General features: G+C 68.9%; 15 protein-coding genes. 6 read left to right on the forward strand and 9 right to left on the reverse strand.

The window, feature by feature from the left end; genetic code table 11:
- Positions 1-7 precede the first annotated feature (7 nt).
- The 6 genes from ACFDTH_RS07350 to ACFDTH_RS07375 form a co-directional block, all read right to left on the reverse strand.
- A complete protein-coding gene (locus ACFDTH_RS07350; protein ID WP_375286876.1) occupies positions 8-391 on the reverse strand; it encodes a response regulator in 384 nt (127 codons plus the stop codon).
- A 61-nt stretch (positions 392-452) separates the two neighbouring features.
- The gene (locus tag ACFDTH_RS07355) at positions 453-2,888 is read right to left on the reverse strand and encodes an ATP-binding protein (protein ID WP_375286892.1); all 2,436 of its coding nucleotides are present in this window, start codon (positions 2,886-2,888) and stop codon (positions 453-455) included.
- A 14-nt stretch (positions 2,889-2,902) separates the two neighbouring features.
- Complete coding sequence (locus ACFDTH_RS07360; RefSeq protein WP_375286877.1) at positions 2,903-4,120, reverse strand: EAL domain-containing protein; 1,218 nt, start codon at positions 4,118-4,120, stop codon at positions 2,903-2,905.
- Positions 4,121-4,580: 460 nt separating this feature from the next.
- The gene (locus ACFDTH_RS07365) at positions 4,581-6,050 is read right to left on the reverse strand and encodes a flavin-containing monooxygenase (protein WP_375286878.1); all 1,470 of its coding nucleotides are present in this window, start codon (positions 6,048-6,050) and stop codon (positions 4,581-4,583) included.
- A gap of 62 nt (positions 6,051-6,112) precedes the next feature.
- A complete protein-coding gene (locus tag ACFDTH_RS07370) occupies positions 6,113-10,330 on the reverse strand; it encodes a translocation/assembly module TamB domain-containing protein (RefSeq protein ID WP_375286879.1) in 4,218 nt (1,405 codons plus the stop codon).
- Positions 10,330-12,423, reverse strand: coding sequence for an autotransporter assembly complex family protein (locus ACFDTH_RS07375; protein WP_375286893.1), 2,094 nt, complete (start codon positions 12,421-12,423; stop codon positions 10,330-10,332). Before ACFDTH_RS07375 ends, ACFDTH_RS07370 begins: the two co-directional genes overlap by 1 nt.
- Before the next feature lie 297 nt (positions 12,424-12,720).
- Between ACFDTH_RS07375 and ACFDTH_RS07380 the strand changes: the two genes are divergently transcribed.
- Genes ACFDTH_RS07380 through ACFDTH_RS07395 form a run of 4 tightly spaced genes read left to right on the forward strand, consistent with a single transcriptional unit; the run spans position 12,721 to position 19,285 of the window.
- Positions 12,721-13,917, forward strand: coding sequence for an efflux RND transporter periplasmic adaptor subunit (locus tag ACFDTH_RS07380; protein WP_375286880.1), 1,197 nt, complete (start codon positions 12,721-12,723; stop codon positions 13,915-13,917).
- A gap of 3 nt (positions 13,918-13,920) precedes the next feature.
- Positions 13,921-17,133: a multidrug efflux RND transporter permease subunit gene (locus ACFDTH_RS07385; protein WP_375286881.1), complete on the forward strand. Its 3,213-nt coding sequence runs from the start codon at positions 13,921-13,923 to the stop codon at positions 17,131-17,133.
- On the forward strand, positions 17,130-18,680 hold the full coding sequence (locus tag ACFDTH_RS07390) for an efflux transporter outer membrane subunit (RefSeq protein ID WP_375286882.1): 1,551 nt from the start codon (positions 17,130-17,132) through the stop codon (positions 18,678-18,680). Before ACFDTH_RS07385 ends, ACFDTH_RS07390 begins: the two co-directional genes overlap by 4 nt.
- Complete coding sequence (locus ACFDTH_RS07395) at positions 18,677-19,285, forward strand: peptidylprolyl isomerase (protein WP_375286883.1); 609 nt, start codon at positions 18,677-18,679, stop codon at positions 19,283-19,285. Before ACFDTH_RS07390 ends, ACFDTH_RS07395 begins: the two co-directional genes overlap by 4 nt.
- Before the next feature lie 4 nt (positions 19,286-19,289).
- Here the strand turns inward: ACFDTH_RS07395 and ACFDTH_RS07400 are convergent, their stop codons facing one another.
- Positions 19,290-19,445: a hypothetical protein gene (locus ACFDTH_RS07400; protein ID WP_375286884.1), complete on the reverse strand. Its 156-nt coding sequence runs from the start codon at positions 19,443-19,445 to the stop codon at positions 19,290-19,292.
- A gap of 172 nt (positions 19,446-19,617) precedes the next feature.
- Between ACFDTH_RS07400 and ACFDTH_RS07405 the strand changes: the two genes are divergently transcribed.
- Entirely contained in the window at positions 19,618-19,830 is a 213-nt protein-coding gene (locus ACFDTH_RS07405; RefSeq protein WP_375286885.1) for a hypothetical protein, read from the forward strand.
- On the forward strand, positions 19,827-20,561 hold the full coding sequence (locus tag ACFDTH_RS07410; RefSeq protein WP_375286886.1) for an ATP12 family chaperone protein: 735 nt from the start codon (positions 19,827-19,829) through the stop codon (positions 20,559-20,561). Before ACFDTH_RS07405 ends, ACFDTH_RS07410 begins: the two co-directional genes overlap by 4 nt.
- On the opposite strand, the gene gmk is transcribed toward ACFDTH_RS07410, so the two are convergent.
- Together gmk and ACFDTH_RS07420 are read right to left on the reverse strand one after the other, a co-directional pair.
- Positions 20,508-21,155: a guanylate kinase gene (gmk, locus tag ACFDTH_RS07415; RefSeq protein ID WP_375286887.1), complete on the reverse strand. Its 648-nt coding sequence runs from the start codon at positions 21,153-21,155 to the stop codon at positions 20,508-20,510. The genes ACFDTH_RS07410 and gmk overlap by 54 nt on opposite strands.
- Before the next feature lie 37 nt (positions 21,156-21,192).
- A partial coding sequence (locus ACFDTH_RS07420; protein ID WP_375286888.1) for a hypothetical protein occupies positions 21,193-22,145 on the reverse strand: 953 nt, incomplete at its 5' end.

Genomic DNA, 22,145 nt, shown 5'->3' on the forward strand with positions numbered 1-22,145 from the left:
GGAAGCCTCAGATCAGGTCGTCGCCGCGCTCCGCCAGCAGGCGGCCCATCGTCTCGAACAGCGCATCCATCGCCACCGGCTTGAAGATCACCTCGTCGGCTCCGGCGGCAAGGCAGCGCTCGCGCAAGTCGACCGCGGTGTCGGCCGTCACCACGATGATCGGCAGCTGCCCCTTCTCGTCCTCGCGGGCGCGGATGTGGCGGATGGCGGTCAGTCCGTCCATGCCCGGCATCCGCAGGTCCACCAGCGCCACGTCAAAATCCTGCTCGCCGATCAGCACCAGCCCTGCCTCGGCGCTCTCCGCCTCGACCATATGCGCGCCAGCCACCTCAAGCATGTCCCGGACCACCCGGCGATTCATCCTGTCGTCCTCGATGAAGAGGACGTTCATCGCCTTGCATCCACAGCATCCGCCAAAGGGAGAGATTGCTCCGGGCCGGACGGAAAGAAGGTCATGCCGCTTGCGTTACAATGATCGGCCGCGGTGTGCACGTCGAATCGTCGTTAAGCACGGCGAGCAGAGCACCTTGCGCAACCGGACGGCGAAGCACTGCCGATGCGCCCGCCTCCAGCAGCGACCGCTCGATCTCCTCGGCGCCCATGGCGATCAAAACGACCAATCGGGTCGTCTCGCCGAGGCCGGCGCGCAGGCAAGCCATTGCCTCGATCAGATCGCCCTCTGCCCGCAGGCTGGCGTCGTCGGCCAATGCGCGCTCCACGAGATACCCGTGCGTCCTCTCCGCCAGTTCATCCAGCGTCGCGGCCTCGATCACTGGCACGTCGAGGCTTGCGAGCACCGTCTTCAACTTGGCGCGCTGGATCGGGTTCCGGTCGAACACCAGGTTGACTCGCGTTCCGGATGCGATCTCGTCCGTCGACGCCTCCTGCTGCGCAGCGATCAGCGGCAGATCCAGCGTGAACGTGGCCCCCTGCCCTTCCGCGCTGGCCACGCCGACGTCGCCGCCCATCGCGCGTGACAGCGTGCGACAGATTGACAAGCCGAGGCCGGTGCCGCCGAACCGGCGGGTGGTGGTCGTATCCGCCTGGCGGAAGGATTCGAAGATCGCCTCGTGCTGCGCGGGATCGATGCCGACGCCGGTGTCCGCAACGACGATCCGGTAGCGGTTACCCGCCGTCATAGCCTCAACGCGCACCGATCCCTCGGGCGTGAACTTCAGCGCATTGGATAGCAGATTGAACACAATCTGCCGCAGCCGGCCGGGATCGCCCTGGATCCATTCGGGGCAGTCGGCAAGATCGGCCGAGAAGGCGAGGCCTTTGTCGCGCGCCTGGTCCTCCCACATCCGCATCGCCTCGTGCAGCGTCTGCTTGAGGTCGAAGGGACGCATCTCCACGGTCAGGTTGCCCGATTCCATCTTGGCGACGTCGAGGATGTCGTCGACCAGCGCGCGCATGGTGACGCCGGCGGCATGCACCACACCGACCCGGTCGCGCGTCCGCGCGTCCACCGCGGCATCGGCGAGCACGACCTGGGTCATGCCGAGGATGCCGTTGAGCGGAGTTCGGATCTCGTGGCTGGTGGTCGCGAGGAACTCGCTCTTGGCCGCGAGCGCGCGGCCGAGCGCGACGTTGGTATGTTCGAGATCGACGTTGGCGGCGCGCACCTTGTCGCGGCTGCGGCGCACCACCACCAGCGCGAAGGCGAGCAGCGCGATGATCGCCAGCGCAGACGCGACGCCGCCGATCAGCAAGGCGCGCTGCGTCCGCGCGCGCTGTCGTTCCAGCGCGATGCCCTTCTGCAGGTCGGCCGCCTTCAGATTGGCGATGCGCAGTTCCTGGTTGGCGAAGTCGAACCGGGCCGCCATCAGCGCAGCGCTGTTCGATCGGGCGAGCTCGGTCGCCTCCTTGTCCAGCCGCTTGGAAGCGGCGAGATGCTCGAGTGCAAGATCATCGTCGCCGGTCACGCGATAGATCTTGTACGCGGTCTCGTGCGCATCCCGGTCCACCAGTGTGGTGGCGTTCAGGTCGCGCCCGGCGAAGACTTGGCCGATGATGCGGGCGGCCCGCGACAGTTCGCCGCGATGGAAGGCGACATCGGCGACGATCGCGAGCTGGCTGGCGCGAAAGCCCAGCGTTGCCACGTCTCGGGTTTCCGCGATGCTCGCCTTGATTGCGCGGTCGGCGCGGTCGACCTGGTTCTGGAGCAGCCAAGTGCGCGCGGCATTGTTCAGCACGGTGGCGCTGAGGAGCGGACTGCCCATGCCGCGCGCGATCGCCTGCGCCCGGTTGAATTCGCGCGAGGCCTCGGGGAAACGCTCGAGCTCGGTCAGAGCGAGCCCGCGGCCGTTGTGGATCGCCACCGCCAAGCCGGGGTCCGCCTGGAAGGTCTCCAGCGCTTCGCCGTAGTAGCGCAAGGCATTGGTCCAGTCATAAGCGTCGTAATAAAGGTTTGCGATCTGGGCGAAGCTGCGCGCCTGACTGCGCGGCTCGTTGAGCTTTCGGAACAGATCGTGCGCGGCGTGGAAGTCATTCATCGCCCCGGCCACGTCGCCGCTCTCGGTGCGCAGCGTGCCGCGCGACAGCAGCGCATCGGCGAGCAAGCGACTGCCCGGGGCGATCCGCGTCGCCTGCCGCACCGTCGCGTCGATCAGCGGCGCAGCGCGATCGGCCTCGCTCATTCGAAGATAAGCTTCGCCCTCCAGCCAGCTTGCGGTGGCCTGCATCAGCGCCTGTTCGCGGCCGCTCGCATTGCGCTCGGCCCGCACCCGCGCGCTTTGCGCGGCGCGAAGCGCCGCGGCCGGATCGGCGAGCATCGTCGCCTTCGCCCGCGCCACCTCAGCGTTGAAGCGTTCGTCGGCGATCACCACCGGCTGCGCGGCGGCGAGGCCCGTCGCCAGCAGCATAGTCATCGGCAGGAGGAGCGCCATCAAGCGGCGCACCGCTACCTCCGGGCCCAGGCGGTGGCGAGCGCGCGCAGACCCGGGCGGGCGTCGGCCACGGCCGGGCGCGCGCGCTGGTCCGAAAGAAACGTCTCCAGCGCCTCCAGGGTGATCGGACGGCTGATCAGGAAGCCCTGCACCATGTCGCAGCCCATCACGGTCAGCAGCGCCATCGCAGCGTGCGACTCGACGCCCTCGGCCACTACCTCCATCTCCAGCGCATGGGCGAGATCGATGGTGGAGCGCACGATCAGCGGATCCCGGTTCGAGCTGGTCAGCTGGGTGACGAACAGCTTGTCGATCTTCAACTCGCGCGCAGGGAGCTGTTTCAGATAGGCGAGGCTGGACAGGCCCGCGCCATAGTCATCGATGGCGATCACGACGCCGCTGTCGGCGAAAATCTGGAGGTTGGCGATCGCACCTACAGGGTCGCGGATCACCGAGGTCTCAGTGATCTCGAAGCCCAACTTGGCGTCGCTTTCGCCAACCAGCGCGCAGGCCTCGCGCACGAACGCCTCGTCGCTTAGCAGCTGGCCGGAGATGTTGATGAACAGCCGCAGGTCGTGGCCCCTGTCGGCGAGCCGCTGGTGGTCGGCGATCACTTGCCGAATCGTCCACAAGGTCAGCCGGTCGATCAGATGCGCCTGCTCGGCGGCGGGGATGAAGTCGCCGGGCAGCACCAGGCCGCGGGTCGGATGGCGCCACCGGATCAGCGCCTCTGCACTGCCGATCTCCTGGCGCCGGACGTGCACCTTCGGCTGATACTGGATGAGCAACTCGTTGCGGGCGATCGCCAAATCCAGCTCGCGCCCCAGTCGCTGCACTTCGCGCCGGCCAGGCTGAACGAGATCATGGGTCACCGCCCGATTTCCTGCTCTCGCTTCGGCCAGCGCCGCCTCGGCCTCCTCGGTTAGCCGGACCTCGTCGGCGCGCTCGGCGGCGCAAACCGCGGCGGCGAAGATCAGCTCAATCCGGTGCTGCTCCCCGTCCAGATCGAACGGGGCGTCGCACAGCGCTCGAATCGCAGCGAGGCACACCGCCAAGTCTTCGGCTGTGTCGCCTTCGAAATCAATCTCGAGCAGGCTGGCGCTTGCGGGATGGAGCCGGACATCGGGATAAGCGGCAGCGACCCGCGCCGCCACGTCTCGACTCAGCCCGGCTGCTCGCGCTTTGCCCACGTGACGGCGCAGGCTGATGAAGTTGGCAATCTCTACCAGCACGTGGGAGCGCCAAGCCAAAGCGACGGGGCGGGCAGCAACCGGCGAGATTCCCCGATTGGAAGCCTCAACCGGCGGTTCGGCGAAGACGGCGCGATCGGACATGTCTCAGCGCTAGCAGCCAGAAAGCGAAAATATCCTTAACTGAGCATGTGTCCCGCGCCGGGATCATCGGCTCGATCAAGATCGGTTGCGCGATGGTAAAAAATCGATTAACTAATGCGTGCGTCCCCTGCACGGGACCAACATGGGAGATAACAATGCTCGCGTTCATCCTCGCGCTGATTCACGGCCAGACCATCAAGCCCTGGTAAATTTAACCAGCGGCCCCGCTGTCCTGACGGTCTGCACACCGTGGGACAGCGGGGCCGTTTTCATTTTTACGTCACGTCATTCATCACCAGCCTGCCGTAGGGCTTAGGCCGGGTCGCAAGAATCTGTCAACAATGGTTGCGATACATAGTTAAGCCGCTGTTCGGACCAGCGGCGAAGGGTTCGAAAATTCCGTCGAATCGTCAATCGACCCGAACCTCAGCGCGACGACGTCCAGCGCATAATTCTGATTGAGCCGCCACGGCTTCTTCACTCCCTGACGCGGCAATCGTTCCAGCGCCCGCTGGATATAGCCCGAGGTGAAGTCCACAAACGGTTCCGCCTCCATTCCGCCCGCTCCGATCCGCGGCGTACACTGGCGCAGCCCCCTCCGCTTCATCGCGTTGAGCAGCCGACAGCCATACATCGCCACCAGATCGGCCTTCAGCGTCCAGGACGCATTGGTGTAGCCGAAGGTGAAGGTGAGGTTCGGCACGTCCGAGAACATCATCCCTTTATACTGGAGCCGGTCGGCGATCCGGACCGTCTCGCCATCAACGACGAGATCGGCGCCCCCCATCAGCTGGATCTCCAGTCCGGTGGCGGTGACGATGACATCCGCGGGCAAGGTCCGCCCGGACGCGAGCCTTATCCCTTCGGGAACGAATCGGTCGATCGTATCGGTGACCACCTCGGCCCGCTGCGCCCTGATCGAAGCGAACAGATCGGCATCGGGCACCAGGCAGAGCCGCTGATCCCAGGGATTGTAGCGCGGCGTGAAATGGGTGCCGACGTCATAGTCGGGGCCGAGATGCTCGCGCACCATGCCGAGCAGCTTCGCCTTCACCTTGTCCGGCTGCTTGCGAGTCATCCGGTAGAAGAACATCCCCATGCCGACATTCTTCCACCGCGTCAGGCCATAGGCCAGACGCGCGGGCAGCCTGGCGCGCAGCCAGTTCGCGATCCGGTCCTGCGCCGGGCGCGACACGACATAGGTGGGCGAGCGCTGGAGCATGGTGACCTGCGCCGCCTCGCGTGCCATCTCGGGCACCAGCGTCACCGCGGTGGCGCCGCTGCCGATCACCACGACGCGCTTGCCCGCATAGTCGAGGTCCTCCGGCCAGAATTGCGGATGGACGATACGGCCGGCAAATTCCTCCGCACCCGCGAACTCGGGCGCATGCCCCTTGGCATAGTCGTAATAGCCCGAGCACATCATCACGAAGCCGCAGCTGAACTCGCGCGGGCCCTCCGGCGTGTCGACCGAGAGCGTCCAGCGGGCATCGTCGGTCGACCAGGCGGCGCGGGTGACGCGATGGCGGAAGCGGATGCGGCGGTCGATGCCACCCTCGCGTGCGGTATCTTCGATATAGCGGCGGATGGACGGCCCGTCGGCGATCGCCTTCGCATCGGTCCACGGCCGGAAGCTGTAGCCCAGCGTGTGCATGTCCGAATCCGAGCGGATGCCGGGATAGCGGAACAGGTCCCACGTTCCGCCGATCGCGTCGCGCGCTTCCAAGATCGCATAGCTGTGATCCGGACAGCGTGCCTGAAGGTGGTGCGCCGCCCCGATGCCCGACAGGCCGGCGCCGACGATCAGCACGTCGAAATGCTCGGTCATGGTCCTCTCCCGGCCCCTCTTGCGACGGCGCACCGGGAGAGAACACCGCGCTTACACGCCTGTCAATAATCCTTCGAGTAGCGCAGTTCGACGTTGGAGCCGCCGAACGATCCCGCCTGGGTCAGCACGCTCAGCGCCTTGGTGAGCGCAACGGTGAGCTGAGTGGCGGTGAAGCCGCGCGCGTCGGTGACGATCTCGATATAGATGTCATCGGTCAGGTATTTACCCGCCGCGAGCGCGGTGCCGCGCCCGGTCGCCTCGTCGGAGCCGAGCACGCGCAGCCGGTCGAACCCGGTCGCCGAGCGCAGCTTGCCGAGCGGGTTGAGGCCGCCGCCCGAGCCGCGCAGCGAATTGAGCGCCGACGCGAGCTGGATTGCCTCCATCGCCGACAGGTTCTCCGGATTGGTGCCGAACAGCAGCCGGCTCAGCACCTCGTCCTGCGGCAGCACCGGCGTGGAGGTGAAAGCGATCTGCGGGCGCTGCCCCGTGCCCGTCACGTTGATGACGAAGGTGACATTGTCCTTGGTGGTGGTCGCCTGGATGTTGATGTCCGGATCGGTCAGCGCGCCGCCGCGGAAGCGCACGGTGCCGCGCGTCACCTCGAAGCGGGTGCCCGCGAACGAATAGGTGCCGCGCACGATGTCGAGCCCGCCGCCGATCGTCGGTGCCGAGGAGGTGCCGCCGATCCGCATGTCGGCCTCCCACTCGCTCTCCAGTCCCATGCCCGAGACATAGAGCCGGTTGTCGGCACGCACGCGCAGGTCGAGCTTGAAGATGCCGGCGGGTTTGGGCGGCGCCGGCCGGTCGGTCGGCCGCGCGCGGACGATCTCGCTCTTGCGGCGCACGCCGGTCAGTTCGGGCACCTCGGCGGCGCCCTGGCGGATGATCTCGTAGCGCGCCTCGGGGATGACGATGTCGCCGGTGATCGACCCGCCCTGGGGTCCGTTGAGCAGGCGGATCGTGCCGCTGGCGGTGGCGCCGAGCGCGTCGGACCTGGCGAGCCGCGCATTGTTGAGCGTCGCCGACAGGTCGATCGGGAAGCCGCTCGCCGCGGCGAGGCCAACCGAGCCCTGCGCCTGGACGGTGCCGTCGCCCGCCTTCGCCTGGAGCTGGGTCAGCTCGAGTCGGTCGGTGTTGAACCGCGCCGCGATCCGCATCTGCGACAGGCGGGTGCCGTACGTCTCGTTGTCATAGGTGAGGTTGTCGGCGCGAATCAGGCCGGTGAGCCGCGGCGCGTTGATCGTGCCCGAGACATCGGCACCGATCGCGATGCCGCCGGTCAGCTGCTGCTCGGGCAGCGCTGCGAGGCTGAACAGCACCCCGGCGGGGCCATTGTAGCGGATGCCGCCCGAAAGCTGGCCCGCCATAAGCCGGCTGGTCCAGGCGCCACTGCCGCTGGGCGACAGGTTGACGACCATGCGGCCGACCGGGGCGGTGCCGCGCCGGATCAGCGCGCGTGCCTCCGCGCCGGCGGAGCCGAGGCGCCCGGCGAAGACGATGTCGACCGGGTCGGACACCGCGGCGAGGCCGGAGCGGGTGAAGCGGTTCACCGTCACGCGCACGTCCGCGGTCGGGAAAGCGGCGCTGCTGCCTTGCGCGAAGTTGACGCTGCCGGTCATCTGCCCGCCGAGGCCTAGGTCCGGCATGAAGGCGTTTAACACCGCAAGGTCGAGCGTTTCGAGCTGCGCCTGTGCCGACATGCCGTCGCCGTAGCGGCCCGCGATCCGCAGCGCGCCGCTGCGGCCGCGCGCGTCGAAGGCGATGCGCGTCGGCGCCAGCGTATAACCGCCGCCGGCGGTGGAGACGTTGAGCGGGTTGACCGTGCGGAAGTTGATGCCATTGGCCTGGCCGCGGATCGCCGCGAGATACTGGCTGGGCGACAGCTGCGCGTTGAGCGCGACGCGGAACGGCACGTTGTTCGATCCGGTCAGCAGTGCCTGCGCGGTACCGCGCCCGCCGGCGTAGCGCACCTTGGCGCGCGCCGCCTCGATCACCGTCGGACCATAGCGCATGTCACCGACCTGCGCGTCCGCGACCACCTGCGGCGTATCAGCAAGCACCACATTGGCCTTCACCAGGGCGCGGCCGATGGTGAAATCGACTTGGCCCGGAATGGTGGCGTTGGCGGCGCGCGCGTCAAGGTCGGCGCGTTGGTACTTGCCCTGCGCGCTCAGCCGGGCGTTGCCCGAGATGCCCGAGCCGGCGAAGTTCACCTGCCCGCCGAATGGCCCCGCCGCCAGCTGCTGCACACGGCCGGTGAAGTTGATGCCCGCGAACAGCACGCGGTTAAGGTCCACGGTCAGCCGGTCGGAGGGGTTGACCAGCACGTCCGCGTCGAACGGGCCATAAGTGGTGCCGCCGGTGGCGCGCACCGCATAGGCGCCGCCGCGCCCGACCACGCGCGCGTTGAGGTCGACCAGGCCGATGCCGACGCCCGGCCGCGGCGCGCGCAGCACCACCACCGGGTTCGCCTGCGATCCGGCGACGCGGGCGAACAGCGGGCCGTACTGGCTGGAATAGGCGTCCGCACTCACCGCCACCGCGCCGGTCGCCGGGTTGAACCGGCCCTCGCCGCGGGTGATGCGGAACTGCGGCGCATTCATCTGCAGGCCGGAGAAGCTGACGATCCCCTCGGGCGAATAGGCAATGTTGCTGCGGACAATCGCGTTGCCGCCCAGGAAGCTGCGCGCGCCCTCGTTGAACAGCTGCGTGGTCTGCGCGACCACCCGTCCCTTCATCCCGAACCCGGTCGGCGTCGCCACCAGCTCGGCGTCCGTCGACAGGTTCAGGATCCCGACGCTGTCGACGCGGTAGTTGTTGACCCGCCCCTTGAGCGCGCCGGTGTACCGCCCGGTCTCCATGTTGGCGACGACGATCGCGGTGGCGTCGATCTTGTCCGAACGGATGCGCAGGTTGTCGGACAGGATGTTGGGCATGGCGATAGCGAAATCGCCGTCGATCCGCACGTTGGTGGTCAGCCCGCCGACCGCCGCGTTCAGCCCCGCGACCCGCGCGGCGCGCGCGTGGACCGGCACCAGGATGCGGTCCGAATTCACCCGTGCGAGACCCTCGGCGTAGAGGTTCTGGACGCTGGTCTCGCCGAAGCCCGCCGCCGCGGCGCGGATCTTATAATCGACGGTGGGGGTCGCGAAGGCGCCGTTGAGCACCACCCGCGCGAGCACGTCGCGCCCCGTGAGGTTGGGCGCGATTGCGCCGGGGGTGAGCAGCTTGGCGTCGACCGCGAAGTTGCCGAACCGGCTCTGCGCCATGTCGATCAGGCCGCCGGCATCGACCAGCAGCGCGTTCGAACGCAGCTTGATGCGCGTATCGACGCGGCGCTCCGCCAGCGTCGCATCCACCGCGACCTGGAGGCCCGGCGCGGTCAGCCGCTCGACCGGGCCTTCGAGGTAGAGGCCCGGCCGCGTCACGCCGCGCACCTCGAAATGTCCGTCCCGCGCGGACAGATCCAGGTCCGCCAGCTGCCCGCCGCCCAGCGTCGCGGCGAGCTTGCCGCGCCAGTTCTGCCAGCTGCCCTTACCGCCGATCGTGGCGGTGAGCGGCGCCTTGAGCCCGCCCATCTGCGCGACCACACCGCCCACCGGCGCGACCACGCGCGCGTCGATGTCGAGCTTGTTGTCGTCGGGCACCGCGTCGAGCCGCAGCTTGACGGTGTCGCCGCCCGCGACGCCCGGCGCACGGATCGCGACGGCATCGACGGTCAGCTGCGCGCGCCGGTCGGCGATGTGCGCTTCGCCATCGGCACGGACGATGTGGCGCGCACCCGCAACCGGCGCTTCCATCACGAAGCGGTTCACCTTCAGCCGGCCGATATCGATGTCGAGATCGGGCAGCGTCGGCGCGTTCGGGTCGCTCGGCTGGGGAATCAGCTCCGGGTTGCGCGCCATGGTGATGAGGTCGGCGCCCAGGCTGCGCACGTCGACATGGTTGTTGACGAAGGCGAACGGCCGCCAGTCCACGTCCAGCCGCGGCGAGGTGAGGAACACGCCCTTGGGATCGCTGACGCGCAGGTCGCGCAGCACCATCGCGCCGTAAAGCGAGCCATCGATCCGCCCGACCTTGATGTTGAGCCCGCTCGCGGTCTTGTACCCGCCGATCTGGTCCGCGACGAAGCGGCGGCCAGGATCGGTGTTGATGCCCAGCAGGATGGCGAACAGCAGGATAACCAGCCCGAGCAAAGTCAGGCCGATCCACTTCAGGATGCGCTGCCACAAGGGGCGGTGCCGGACGGTCTCGACCACGGCGGCGGTATCCTCGGCCATCAGAAGGCCTGCCCGATCGAGAGGTAGAGCGCGACCTTGCCGTCGCCCGGCCGTGGGTTGAGCGGCGTCGCGATGTCGACCCGCATCGGCCCGAAGTTGGTGTAGAAGCGCCCGCCGATGCCGGCGCCGAACTTCAGGTCCTGGCCCTTGGGCAATACGCTCTCATAGGCATTGCCGGCATCGATGAACGGCACGATTCCGAAGTTGCCGAAGCGGTAGCGCGCCTCCAGCGCGAACTCGTTGAGGCTGCGCCCACCGACCGGATTGCCGTCCGGGTCGAACGGCCCGAGCCGCTGGAAGCCGTAGCCGCGCACCGATCCGCCGCCGCCGCCGTAATAGCGCCGCGAGGGCGCTAGGTCGTCGCGATCGATTCCCGCGATGCTGCCGGCGCGTGCGCGGCCGGCGAGAACGAAGCTGTCGCCGATCGGCCAATAACCGGTCGCCTCCACCATCGCGCGTACATAGGGCCGTGCCGCGCCGCGCACCGAGGTCTCGGGGCTGAGGTTCAGCTTGAGGCGGAAGCCCTTGGTCGGGTTTAACAGGTCGTCGGAGCGGTCGAACAGCACCTGCCCGGGCAGGGCCGCGATCAAATAGGTGCCGCGGTTCCGCTCGCCCGCGTCGAAATCGTAGACGCTCTCGTTGGTGCCGGTCACCTCGAAGCCGAACGCCCAGGTGAAGGGCTTCTGCCAGATCGGCGTCGAGTCATAGCTCATCCGCCCGGCAAGCGTGATCGTCTGCGCGTCGAATGCGTCATAGTTCGAGTGGTTGACGCTGGCGATGAGCGAAACCGTGCGGTCGCGCCGCCCGGCGTTCTGGCGGCGGAAGGTACCCGACACGCCCTGTTCCTGCGTGCCCGCGACCACCCCGGCGATCAGCGCCCCTTCGGGCGGGAACAGGTTGCGGTGCGTCCAGGTCCCCTCCAGCTTGACGCCCTGGCCGGTGCCATAGCCCGCCGTGACGCCCAGCGAGCGGGCGGGCCCACGCGTCTGGCGGACGAGGAGATCGACCTGCTCGGTGCCGTCGGGTCCCGGCTGGCCCGTGCGCACCGGCTGAACCCCGATCGAGGAGAACAGGCCGGTCGCGACCAAGGCTTCGCGCAGGTCGTCCGCCTTGCGCGTGTCGTAAAGGTCGCCCTTGTCGAAGCGGGGAAAGACGTTGAGGTGCTCGAGCTGGAACACCGGATCACCCTCGGTGCGCAACACGCCGAACGAGGAGCGCGGGCCGGTATCGACCGGCAGCGTATAATCGCCCGTGCCGGTCTCCCCGCCCGTTTGGTCGTCCAGCAGGATGTCGCGCTCGCCCAGCTTGACGAAGGGATAGCCCTGCTGCGGCAGCTTCAGGCTGACGTTCGCCTCCGCGCCCTGGATGCGCGCCGCCTCGATCGGGTCGCCGGTGCGCAAGGGCAGTTCGCGGCGGACCAACCCTTCGGGCACGGTGGCATTGGCCTGCACCGTAATCTCGCCCAGAGTATAGAGCCTGCCGGGCGTCGCGCTCACCGTCACGCGCAGGCGGCCCGGCCGCTCGGGATTGGACTGCGGCTCTGCGATCGGCTCGATCGAGGAGATGGCGGTGGCGTCATAATAGCCCAGCGACTTCATCAGCCGCACCGCCAGCCCCTCGTCCTCGCGCGCCCGTGCGCCGACCTGGGTGGCGTTCTCGGCCTTGCCGCCGCCTTCCTTCAGCGCGGAGAGCGACTTGAACTCGTCGTCGAGGCCAGTCTTGTCCAGCCCGCGCACCACCAGTTCGTAGCGTATGTCGGGCAGGTCCTCGTCCTTGGCGTCCGCCGCGGTCTGGATCGGCTGGCTGTCGAAGCTCTGCAGCGGGGTCAGCGGCTGGGCGAGCTGCGGATCCTCGGGCCCGACCGGCGCCACCGGGGCTGTTCCGGCTACAGGCGCAGCGGGCGTGGCGCTCGCAGGCGCACCCCCCTCGGTCGGCAGCGGCTCCAACGGTGCATTGAGGTCGCCGCTCAGCGGCGGCAGCGCCGCATCGAATTCGGCCTCCGGCACGATGGGCTCGTCGGACTGCGGCGGCGCATCGGGATCGGGCCGCGGCGCATCGGGGCCGGTGGCCGGCGCGGTCCCCGGCTTCTCCATCTGCGCGACCGCGGGCGTTCCCGCGATCAAGAGCGCCAGCGCCAGATAATGATGTCCCGCTGAACGAACCCGCACGCCTGACCCTTTTGCGACAGGCGTCCGATCTTACGATCCGCCCCCCTTCCAATCTGCAACGTCTTGCCAGCGTGAAGGTTGCATCTCACTGAACGAACGTCGCTTCCTGACCTCGCGACCGGCGACGTCGCCGCCTTTTTTGCTCACCATCGGGAAACAAGTGTTTGCTTCAGGGGTACTGCCCCTTCTAAGGGCGAGCGGGCAATCACTCTGGTGTTGGGTATGATGGGTGGACGGGCGGCGCTGCTGTGCGCCGGAACGTTGGCGCTGGCGGCGTGCGGCGGCGGTGAGCAGGCGCAGCAGAAAGCCGGCGCGGGCGGGCGCCAGCAGGGGCCCAAGCAGGTCGGCTATGTCGTCGTGCGGGCGACGCGGGTGCCGCTGACTGTGGAGCTCGCCGGGCGCACTGTCGCCTACCAGAGCTCGCAGGTGCGCCCGCAGGTGACCGGCGTCATCCAGCGCCGCTTCTTTACCGAAGGCAGCATGGTTCGGCGCGGCCAGCCGCTCTACCAGATCGACCCCAGCCTTTATCGCGCCACCGCCAACCAGGCCTCGGCGAACCTCGCCAGCGCCCAGGCCACCGCCCGCGCCGCACAGATCCGCGCGGATCGTTACCGTCCACTCGCCGAGATGGAGGCGATCAGCAAGCAGGACTATACCGACGCGGTACAGACGCTGGAGCAGGCCCAGGCCTCGATTGCGCAAAGTCGCGCCACGCTCGAATCCGCCCGCGTCAACCTGCGATTCACCACCGTTCCCGCGCCCATCACCGGCCGGATCGGGCGATCTTTGTTCACTGTCGGCGCATTGGTTTCGACCACTCAGGCCGATCCGCTCGCCACCATCCAGCAGCTCGATCCGATCTTCGTCGACATCCAGCAATCGAGCGCCGACCTGCTCGCCCTGCGCCGTTCGCTGGCGGCCGGTGGCGCCGCCCCCGCCAGCGCGGACGTACGCCTCCGGCTGGAGGACGGCAGCGACTATGGCCGGGTGGGCCGCGTCGAGTTCGGCGAGGTGGTGGTGGACCAGACCACCGGAACCGTCACTTTGCGCGCCAGCTTCCCCAATCCGCAGGGTCTGCTGCTGCCCGGGATGTTCGTGCGCGCCAATTTCGCCCAGTCGATCGACACGGAGGCCTTCCTGGTACCACAGGAGGCGGTCTCGCGCGATCCGAAGGGCAATGCGACCCTGTTCGTGGTCGGCCCCAACCACAAGGCGGTCGAACGGCAGGTGAAGACCGAGCGGACGCAGGGCCGCTATTGGGTGGTGACCAGCGGATTGCGGCCGGGCGACAAGGTGATCACGCAGGGCCTCAACATGCTGCGCCCCGGCGCGGACATCCGCGCGGTGCCGGCCGACACGCCCGAACGGCTGGAGGCGCCGCGCGGCCAACAGGGCGCCGCCGCCAAGGCCGGCCGGTAACCTATGATCTCCCGCATTTTCATCGATCGCCCGATCTTCGCCTGGGTGATCGCGATCATCGTCATGCTAGGCGGCGCTGGCGCGATCTTGGGCCTGCCGATCGCGCAATATCCCGACGTGGCGCCCCCGCAGGTGACGGTGCGTGCCACCTATCCCGGCGCCAATGCGGTGACGCTGCAGAACTCGGTCACCCAGGTGATCGAGCAGACGCTGACCGGCATCGACGGACTGCTCTACTTCCAGTCGTCGTCGTCCAGCCGTGGACAGGTCTCGATCACCGTCACTTTTGCCAAGGGGACGGACCCGGACATCGCGCAGGTTCAGGTTCAGAACCAGGTGCAGCAGTCGCTGTCCCGTCTGCCGCAGCAGGTGCAGCAGCAGGGGCTGCGGGTCAGCAAGTCCAACCCTGACTTTCTGATGGTGGTCGGCGTCTATGACGAGACCGATCGCTCCAGCGCGCAGGATGTCTCAGACTTTCTGACCTCCAACTTCCAGGACCCGCTCGGCCGGCTGCCCGGAGTCGGCGACACCAACGTGTTCGGATCGCAATATGCGATGCGCATATGGATGGATCCGGCGCGGCTCGCTTCCTACCAGTTGATGCCGAGCGACCTGATCACCGCGATCCAGAACCAGAACACCGAAGTCGCGGCCGGCGAGATCGGCGGCCAGCCCTCGCCCGACACCCAATATCTGAACGCGGTGGTGACCGCGCAGTCACGGCTCCAGACGCCCGAGCAATTCGCCAACATCATCGTCAAGACGCAGACCAACGGCGCGACCGTGCGCCTGCGCGACGTGGCGCGGGTGGAGCTTGGCGCCGAAAGCTATGCCGCGCGCAGCCGGCTGAACGGCCACCCAGGGGCGGGCATCGCCATCCTGCTGGCGCCGGGTGCGGATGCGCTGGAAACCGCAAGGACGGTCAAGGACTTCGTCGCAGAGCGGTCCCGCGGGTTCCCGCCGGGCTACAAGGTCGCCTATGCGAACGACTCCACCGCCTTCATCCGCCTGTCGATCGAGGAGGTCGTCAAGACCCTGATCGAGGCGGTGATCCTGGTGGTTATCGTCATGTTCGTGTTCCTGCAGAGCTGGCGCGCGACGCTGATCCCGACGATCGCGGTGCCGGTGGTGCTGCTAGGCACGTTCGGGATCTTCTATCTCGCGGGCTTTTCGATCAACACGCTGACCCTGTTCGGCCTGGTGCTCGCCATCGGCCTGCTCGTCGACGACGCGATCGTGGTGGTCGAGAATGTCGAGCGGTTGATGGAGGAGAACCCGGAGATGACTCCGCGGGACGCCACCATCGAGTCGATGAACGAGATCACGGTGGCGCTGATCGCGATCGCGCTGGTGCTCTCCGCCGTGTTCCTGCCGATGGCGTTCTTCGGTGGATCGACAGGCGTGATCTATCGCCAGTTCTCGCTCACCATCGTGTCCGCCATGGTGCTGTCGGTGTTCGTGGCGCTGATCCTGTCGCCGGCGCTGACCGCGACGTTGCTCAAGCAGAAGAAGCGGGACGAGAACGGGCTGGAAGACGGATGGCTCGCCCGCCGCCTGCCCCGCGTCGCGCACGGCTTCGCCTGGGCGAAGGAGACGTTCAACACCAATTTCGACAAGGGCGTGGAGCGCTACACCGCGGGCGTGAAGGCGGTGGTCAACCGCAAGTGGCTGTTCCTGCTGATCTACGCCGGCACGCTGGCGCTGCTCGCGGTGCTGTTCCTGCGCCTGCCCACCGGCTTCCTGCCGACCGAGGACCAGGGCATCGCGCTGGTCCAGTTCCAGCTGCCGCCCGGCGCGACGCAGAACCGCACCGCGGACGTGCAGCAGCGGATCGAGCGCTATCTGCGCACCAACGAGGCGCGCAACGTCGAAACCGCCTTCTCGGTCAGCGGCATCGGCGGCGGCGGCGCGCCCGGCGGGCAGAACACCGGCCTCGCTTTCCTGTCGCTCAAGGACTGGGCCGAACGCGAGGGCAAGGAGAACAGCGCGGACGCGATCACGCAGCGCGCCGGCGCGGCGTTCAGCAACATTCGCGACGCGCAGATCTACCCGCTGGTGCCGCCCGCGATCCGCGGCCTTGGCCAGTCGAACGGCTTCACCATGGAGCTCCAGAACTCCAGCGGCATGTCGCTGCAGGAGTTCCAGGCGGCACGCGACAAATTGCTCGGCATGGCGATGGCGGACCCGACCTTCGTCGGCGTGCGCCTGACCGAACTGCCCGACGTCCCCACCCTGCGCGTCGATGCGGACCAGCAGAAGCTTGCGGCGCTGGGCCTCAGCCAGTCGGCGGTGAACACCACATTGTCCGCGGCCTGGGGCGGCCAATACGTCAACGACTTCATCGATCGCGGCCGGGTCAAGCGTGTCTATATCCAGGGCGATGCGCCCTATCGCTCGGCGCCGTCGGACATCGACCAGTGGTTCGTGCGCGGCGCCAGCGGCACGATGGCGCCCTTCTCCGCCTTCGCGCGGACCAGCTGGGAACAGGCGCCGGTGCTGCTGTCGCGCTTCAACGGCGTGCAGAGCTACGAATTCCAGGGCCAGGCGGCGCCGGGCAAGAGTTCGGGCGACACCATCGCGCGAATCGAGGAACTCGCGCGACAGATCCCCGGCACCAGCATCGCCTGGGCGGGGCTGACCTATCAGGAGCGGCTGTCCAGCGGCCAGGCGCCGATCCTCTACGGGCTGTCGCTGCTGGTCGTGTTCCTCTGCCTCGCCGCGCTCTACGAGAGCTGGTCGATCCCGATCGCGGTGCTGCTGGTGATCCCACTGGGGCTGGTCGGCGCGATCCTGTTCGTCACCCTGCGCGGCCTCACCAACGACGTCTATCTCCAGATCGGCTTGCTCACCACGATGGGCCTGGCCGCCAAGAACGCCATCCTGATGATCGAGTTCGCCGAACAGGCCGAGCGCAAGGGCGCCCGCGTGATCGATGCCGCATTGGAAGCCGCCAAGATCCGCCTCCGCCCGATCCTGATGACCTCCTTCGCCTTCATCTTCGGCGTGCTACCGCTGGCGATCTCCACCGGCGCGGGCGCAAACAGCCGCATCGCGATCGGCACCGCGGTGATCGGCGGCATGCTGACCGCGACGGTGCTGGCGGTGTTCTACATCCCGCTGTTCTTCGTGCTGGTCCGCCGCAGCGTCCGCGACGGGCTGCAGTGGACGCGCGAGCGGATCGGCCGCGGGCGCAAGGACGAGGCGGAAGCATCATGATGCGGACGATCGCCGCCGCCCTCGCGCTCGCCTCGGTCTCGGCGTGCAGCCTGGCGCCCAAGTACGTGCGGCCCGACCTGCCGGTGCCGCCCTCCTGGCCGCAGGGCGACGCCTATCTGCGCGAAAGCGAGGCGCCGCTGCCGTCGGTGGCTTGGCGTGACATCTTCCGCGATCCTCGTCTCCAGGCGCTGATCGAGCAGGCGCTGGCCAACAACCGCGACCTGCGCGTCGCCGCCGCCAACATCGCCGCGGCGCGCGAGCAGTATCGCATCCAGCGTGCCGAACTGTTCCCCACCGTCGCGGGCCTCGCCAGCTACAGCTATGGCGAAGGCGGCGCCGGCGCGGGAACCACGTTCACCGGCGGCACGGGTACGGGCACCGATACCGGAACCGACACGGGCACCGATACCGGGACCGACACGGGTACGGGCACCGGCACCACCCTTCTCACCGGATCGAACAGCTCTTTCTCGGTCAACTTGGGCGTGACCGACTGGGAGATCGACCTGTTCGGGCGCATCCGCTCCCTCTCCTCGGCCGCGCTCAACCGCTATTTCGGGCAGGAAGCCGCGGCGCGCGCGACGCGACTGACATTGGTGGGCGACATTGCCACCACCTGGCTCACCTATGCCGCCGACCAAAGCCTGCTCGCCATCGCGCAGCATACCGCGCGCAGTGCCGAGCAGAGCGTGCGCCTCACCCGCGCGCGGCTGGAGGGCGGCATCGCCCCGCGGACCGATCTGCGCCAGGCCGAGCAAATCCTCGCCACCGCGCAGGCGAGCGTCGCCAACCAGCGCACCCTGGTGGCGCAGGACATCAATGCGCTCCAGCTGCTGGTCGGCGCACCCATCGACCCCGCGCGGCTCCCCGCCTCGATCGAGGAAGCCGGGCAGACCGTGTCCGAACTGCCGCCGGGGCTCGACAGCGGCGTGCTGCTCCGCCGGCCGGACGTGGTGCAGGCGGAGTACGAGCTGCGCGCCACCAATGCCGAGATCGGCGCGGCGCGCGCGCAGCTGTTCCCGCGCATCTCGCTCACCGGGCTGGTCGGCTTTGCCAGCACCGCGCTGCGTACCCTGTTCGATGGCGATTCGTTCAGCTGGTCGGTGGCGCCCAACGCCAGCTACCCGATCTTCCGCGCCGGCGCAGGCCGCGCAGGGGTGCGTGTCACCCAGGCGCAGCGCGACGCGGCGCTCGCCACCTATGAGCGCACCGTGCAGTCGGCGTTCCGCGAGGTGTCTGACGCACTCGCCCGGCGGGGCACGATCACCGACCAGCTCTCGGCCAACCGCCGCAACGTCGATGCCGCGGCGGATACCTTCCGCCTCGCCGAGGCGCGGTACCGGGGCGGGATCGACACCTTCCTGGCGACGCTCGACGCGCAGCGTTCGCTGTTCACCGCCCGCCAGACATTGGTGCAGAGCCAGCTGATCGGCGCCAGCAACCTGGTGACCCTCTACCGCACGCTGGGTGGCGACTCCTCGCTCACCGTGCCGCCCACCGGCCAGAACCCCGCGCCGACGGAGGGCGCGACGGAGATCCAGCCATGATGCGATTGCTCCTGCTGTCGTTCGCGCTCGCTACTCCTGCCCTCGCCCAGGCTCCGGCCGCGCCGGCACCCGCGGCGACGACGGCGCCGGTCGAGGACCTCGTCCGCGTCACCCTCACCACCGCGGAAGGCCCGATCGTCCTCGCGCTCGACCGCGGCCGCGCGCCGAAAACCGTCGCCAACTTCCTGCGCTACGTCGACGCCAAAAGGTTTGACGGCACCGCATTCTACCGTGCGATGAAGATCGGCGACGGCCTCGGCCTCGTCCAGTTCGGCACCTCCAACGATCCCAAGCGCACCTACCCGCCGATCGCGCATGAGCCGACGACTCAGACCGGGCTCACCCATACCGATGGCGCGATCTCGATGGCGATGGCCGCGCCCGGCACCGCCGCGGGCGACATCTTCATCATCGTCGGCGACCTGCACACGCTCGACGCCACCGCGCAGAGCCCCGGCTTCGCGGCGTTCGGCAAGGTGGTGGAGGGTATGGACGTCGTGCGGCGCATCCTCGCCGCGCCCACCTCCCCCACCGAGGGGGAAGGCGTGATGCGCGGTCAGATGCTGGAGCCGACGATCAAGGTGCAGACCATCCGACGCGACTGACGCGTCAGACGATCCCGCCGGCGCGCATCGCCGCAAAGGCGGCGAACACGGCAAGGCCCGCGCTGATCCCGCACAGCACATAGCCGACATACATCATCATCGGCGGATGCGGCCGCCGCAGCTTGATGTTGCGGCTCGCCCCCGAAAGAACGAAGCTCATCAGAATACCGTATGTGAACGCCGCTGCGCCAAACATCGTCCCACCCCACAGAATCAAGCGCCCGCCCCCCGACAGGCGCTTTCAGCTTAACCATGCAGCACCCCCGGCTTCCAAGGGGTTAAGACGGCACCCGCCGTTTGCGCGGCTCGACTGACCGCTTTACCGGATGGACATGGCCCGTGATCCCGCCACCGCCCGCTGGGCGATGCTTTCCGCTGTCCGCGTCGCCGGCGCGCTCGCCGCGACGCTGGGCGTGATCCTGGTCGCGCGCGCGGAGGACTGGGCGCCGCGCATCCTGGGCGTGGCGATCGTGCTCGCGGCGCTGGCGATGACCGGCAGCGTCACGGGCCATCTCGCTCGCCGCTGGCGGAGCCCGCAGCCGTGAAGCGCTTCTGGTCCGATGTCTCCGTCGCGCCCGACCGCGGCATCCTGCTCGATGGACGCCCGGTGCGCACGCCCGGCCGCGTGCCGCTGGTGCTGCCCACGCCGGCCCTGGCGAAGGCGGTGGCGGCGGAATGGCGCGCGGTCGGCGAGACGCTCGATCCGCGCGCCATGCCGCTCACCGGGCTCGCCAACGCGGCGATCGACCGGATCGCCCCCGATCCGCAGGGCTTTGCGGAGGGCATTGCCCGCTTCGGCGAGAGCGACCTGCTCTGCTATCGCGCCGACAGCCCGGCGGCGCTGATCGCACGCGAAGCGGCCCATTGGGACCCGCTGCTCGCCTGGGCGCAGCATCGCTACGACGTGCACTTCGAGATCGCGTCGGGCATCGTTCACCGGCCGCAGCCCGCGGCGACGCTGGCTCGGCTGCGCGAGGCGGTCGCGGCGCAGCCTGCCTTTGTGCTGGCGCCCCTCTCCTCGCTGGTGGACCTCACCGGCTCGCTGGTGATCGGGCTGGCGCTGGTCGAGGATGCGGTGACGCCGGAGGCAGGCTGGGCGGCCGCCGATATCGATGGCGCCTGGCAGCGCGAGCATTGGGGCACCGATCCGCTGGAGGCCGCCGCGCTGGCGGAGCGGCGCGGCGCCTATGATGCGGCGGTGGCGTTCCTCGCCTGCCTGCGCTCAGGCCCCGTGGCGGAGCTTGCGGACGAAGCCGATCAGCCCGGTCTGGCGTGAGCGCCGGAGCCGCTCGGCCGCCAGGATCGTGCGCACCTTGGCGATGCACTGTTCGACATCGTCGTTGACCAGGACATAGTCGTAGCCATCCCAGTGGCTCACCTCGTTGGCGGCCCGCGCCATGCGGGCATCGATCACCTCGGTGGTGTCGGTGCCGCGGCGCTTCAGCCGCGCGTGCAGTTCCTCCATGGACGGCGGGAAGACGAACACGCGCACCACGTCGCCGCCGGCGATCTGGAACAGCTGCTGCGCGCCCTGCCAGTCGATGTCGAACAGCACGTCGCGGCCGGAGGCGAGGATCGCCTCCACCTGCGCGCGCGGCGTGCCGTAGCGATTGTCGAAGACGTGCGCCCATTCGAGGAACTCGCCCGCCGAGACCATATCGCGGAAGCGTTCGAGATCGACGAAGTGGTAATCCTTGCCGTCCACCTCCCCCGGCCTTGGTGGACGGGTGGTCGCGGAAACCGACATCTGGAGATCCGGATCGCCCGCGAGCAGCGCCCGCGCGATGGTCGACTTGCCCGCCCCCGAGGGCGAGGACAGCACGAACAGGACGCCGCGGCGCTTGAAACCGTGAGGATCGGTGGGGAGCATGGCCGCTAGTGCCGCGCCCTGGCCGCGGGCGTCAAGTTCAGCTGGCAATCGACAGCGCGTGCGGCCGCGCAGCGACATCGTCCAGCGTCCGCGGCGGCGCATCCAGCCAGAACGGCACCAATTTGTCGCCGTCGGGCCGGGTCGCGCCGATCATGTACGCGCCCGCGGTCTGCCCCTGGCCGCCGCCGGGCAAGGTATAACGTACGTCCACCGCCACCACCGGCACGAACATCTGCCGGTCCCCGGCGGCCAGCGGGATGATTGCGGCGCGTGAGACGGTGAGGGTGCTGCGCACGGTGCGCGTTTCGCCGGGCGCGAGCGCGAAGGGCGGCTGTGCGGACGGTGCGGGGGGCGCGGCGAACAGCGCGCCGAGCGCCTCGTCCTGACCGGCGGACGCGCCCAGCAGGTGCAGCGCGACCGACACCTCGCCCGCCTCTCCCCGGCCCTCGTTGCGCACCGCCACCTCTACCTCGACGATCGCGCTGAGCAGGTTCAGCCCCGCACGCCGGGCGACGAGGTCCAGGGCAAGCTGGGCGCGCTCGGCCGGCGGGGTCGCCGCCGGCGACTCGGCCGGTGGCGTCGCGCGCCGCGGGGCCGCCGGGGTCCAGAACTGCGCCGGATCGGCGGCGGCCTGCGGCTTGGGCGGCGGCATCGGCCCGGTGGGGACGCGGATGTCGCGCCGCGCCTCGCGTCGCTTCGCTTCCACCCGCCAGCGCCAAGTGAACAGCACCGCGGCCAGGAGCGCGACGATCGCCAGCCCGATCAGCCAGGCGATCGCGCCGTCCGCCTCCGAGCCCGGCTGCTTCTCCCGCGTCGCAACGCCGGGCGGCGGCGTCGGCGGCCGTCCCGACTCATCCGGCAGCGCCAGGGTCGGTACCGGTGCGGGGGCCGGCAGCACCACGCGCGGGGGCTGCGACGGACGCGGCTCGGCGATGCTGAGGGCAGGTCGGGATCGCGCGGGTGCGGGACGGGCGGCCGGTGTGCGCCGCG

The sequence above is a fragment of the Sphingomonas sp. genome (assembly GCF_042096255.1).
Taxonomy (GTDB): domain Bacteria; phylum Pseudomonadota; class Alphaproteobacteria; order Sphingomonadales; family Sphingomonadaceae; genus Sphingomonas.

Coding starts and splice junctions, on each gene's coding strand:
- ACFDTH_RS07350 (WP_375286876.1), bottom strand. CDS start 391: ATGAACGTCCTCTTCATCGAGGACGACAGGATGAATCGCCGGGTGGTC.
- ACFDTH_RS07355 (WP_375286892.1), bottom strand. CDS start 2,888: ATGGCGCTCCTCCTGCCGATGACTATGCTGCTGGCGACGGGCCTCGCC.
- ACFDTH_RS07365 (WP_375286878.1), bottom strand. CDS start 6,050: ATGACCGAGCATTTCGACGTGCTGATCGTCGGCGCCGGCCTGTCGGGC.
- ACFDTH_RS07370 (WP_375286879.1), bottom strand. CDS start 10,330: ATGGCCGAGGATACCGCCGCCGTGGTCGAGACCGTCCGGCACCGCCCC.
- ACFDTH_RS07375 (WP_375286893.1), bottom strand. CDS start 12,423: ATGGAGAAGCCGGGGACCGCGCCGGCCACCGGCCCCGATGCGCCGCGG.
- ACFDTH_RS07380 (WP_375286880.1), top strand. CDS start 12,721: ATGATGGGTGGACGGGCGGCGCTGCTGTGCGCCGGAACGTTGGCGCTG.
- ACFDTH_RS07385 (WP_375286881.1), top strand. CDS start 13,921: ATGATCTCCCGCATTTTCATCGATCGCCCGATCTTCGCCTGGGTGATC.
- ACFDTH_RS07390 (WP_375286882.1), top strand. CDS start 17,130: ATGATGCGGACGATCGCCGCCGCCCTCGCGCTCGCCTCGGTCTCGGCG.
- ACFDTH_RS07395 (WP_375286883.1), top strand. CDS start 18,677: ATGATGCGATTGCTCCTGCTGTCGTTCGCGCTCGCTACTCCTGCCCTC.
- ACFDTH_RS07400 (WP_375286884.1), bottom strand. CDS start 19,445: ATGAGCTTCGTTCTTTCGGGGGCGAGCCGCAACATCAAGCTGCGGCGG.
- ACFDTH_RS07405 (WP_375286885.1), top strand. CDS start 19,618: ATGGCCCGTGATCCCGCCACCGCCCGCTGGGCGATGCTTTCCGCTGTC.
- gmk (WP_375286887.1), bottom strand. CDS start 21,155: ATGCTCCCCACCGATCCTCACGGTTTCAAGCGCCGCGGCGTCCTGTTC.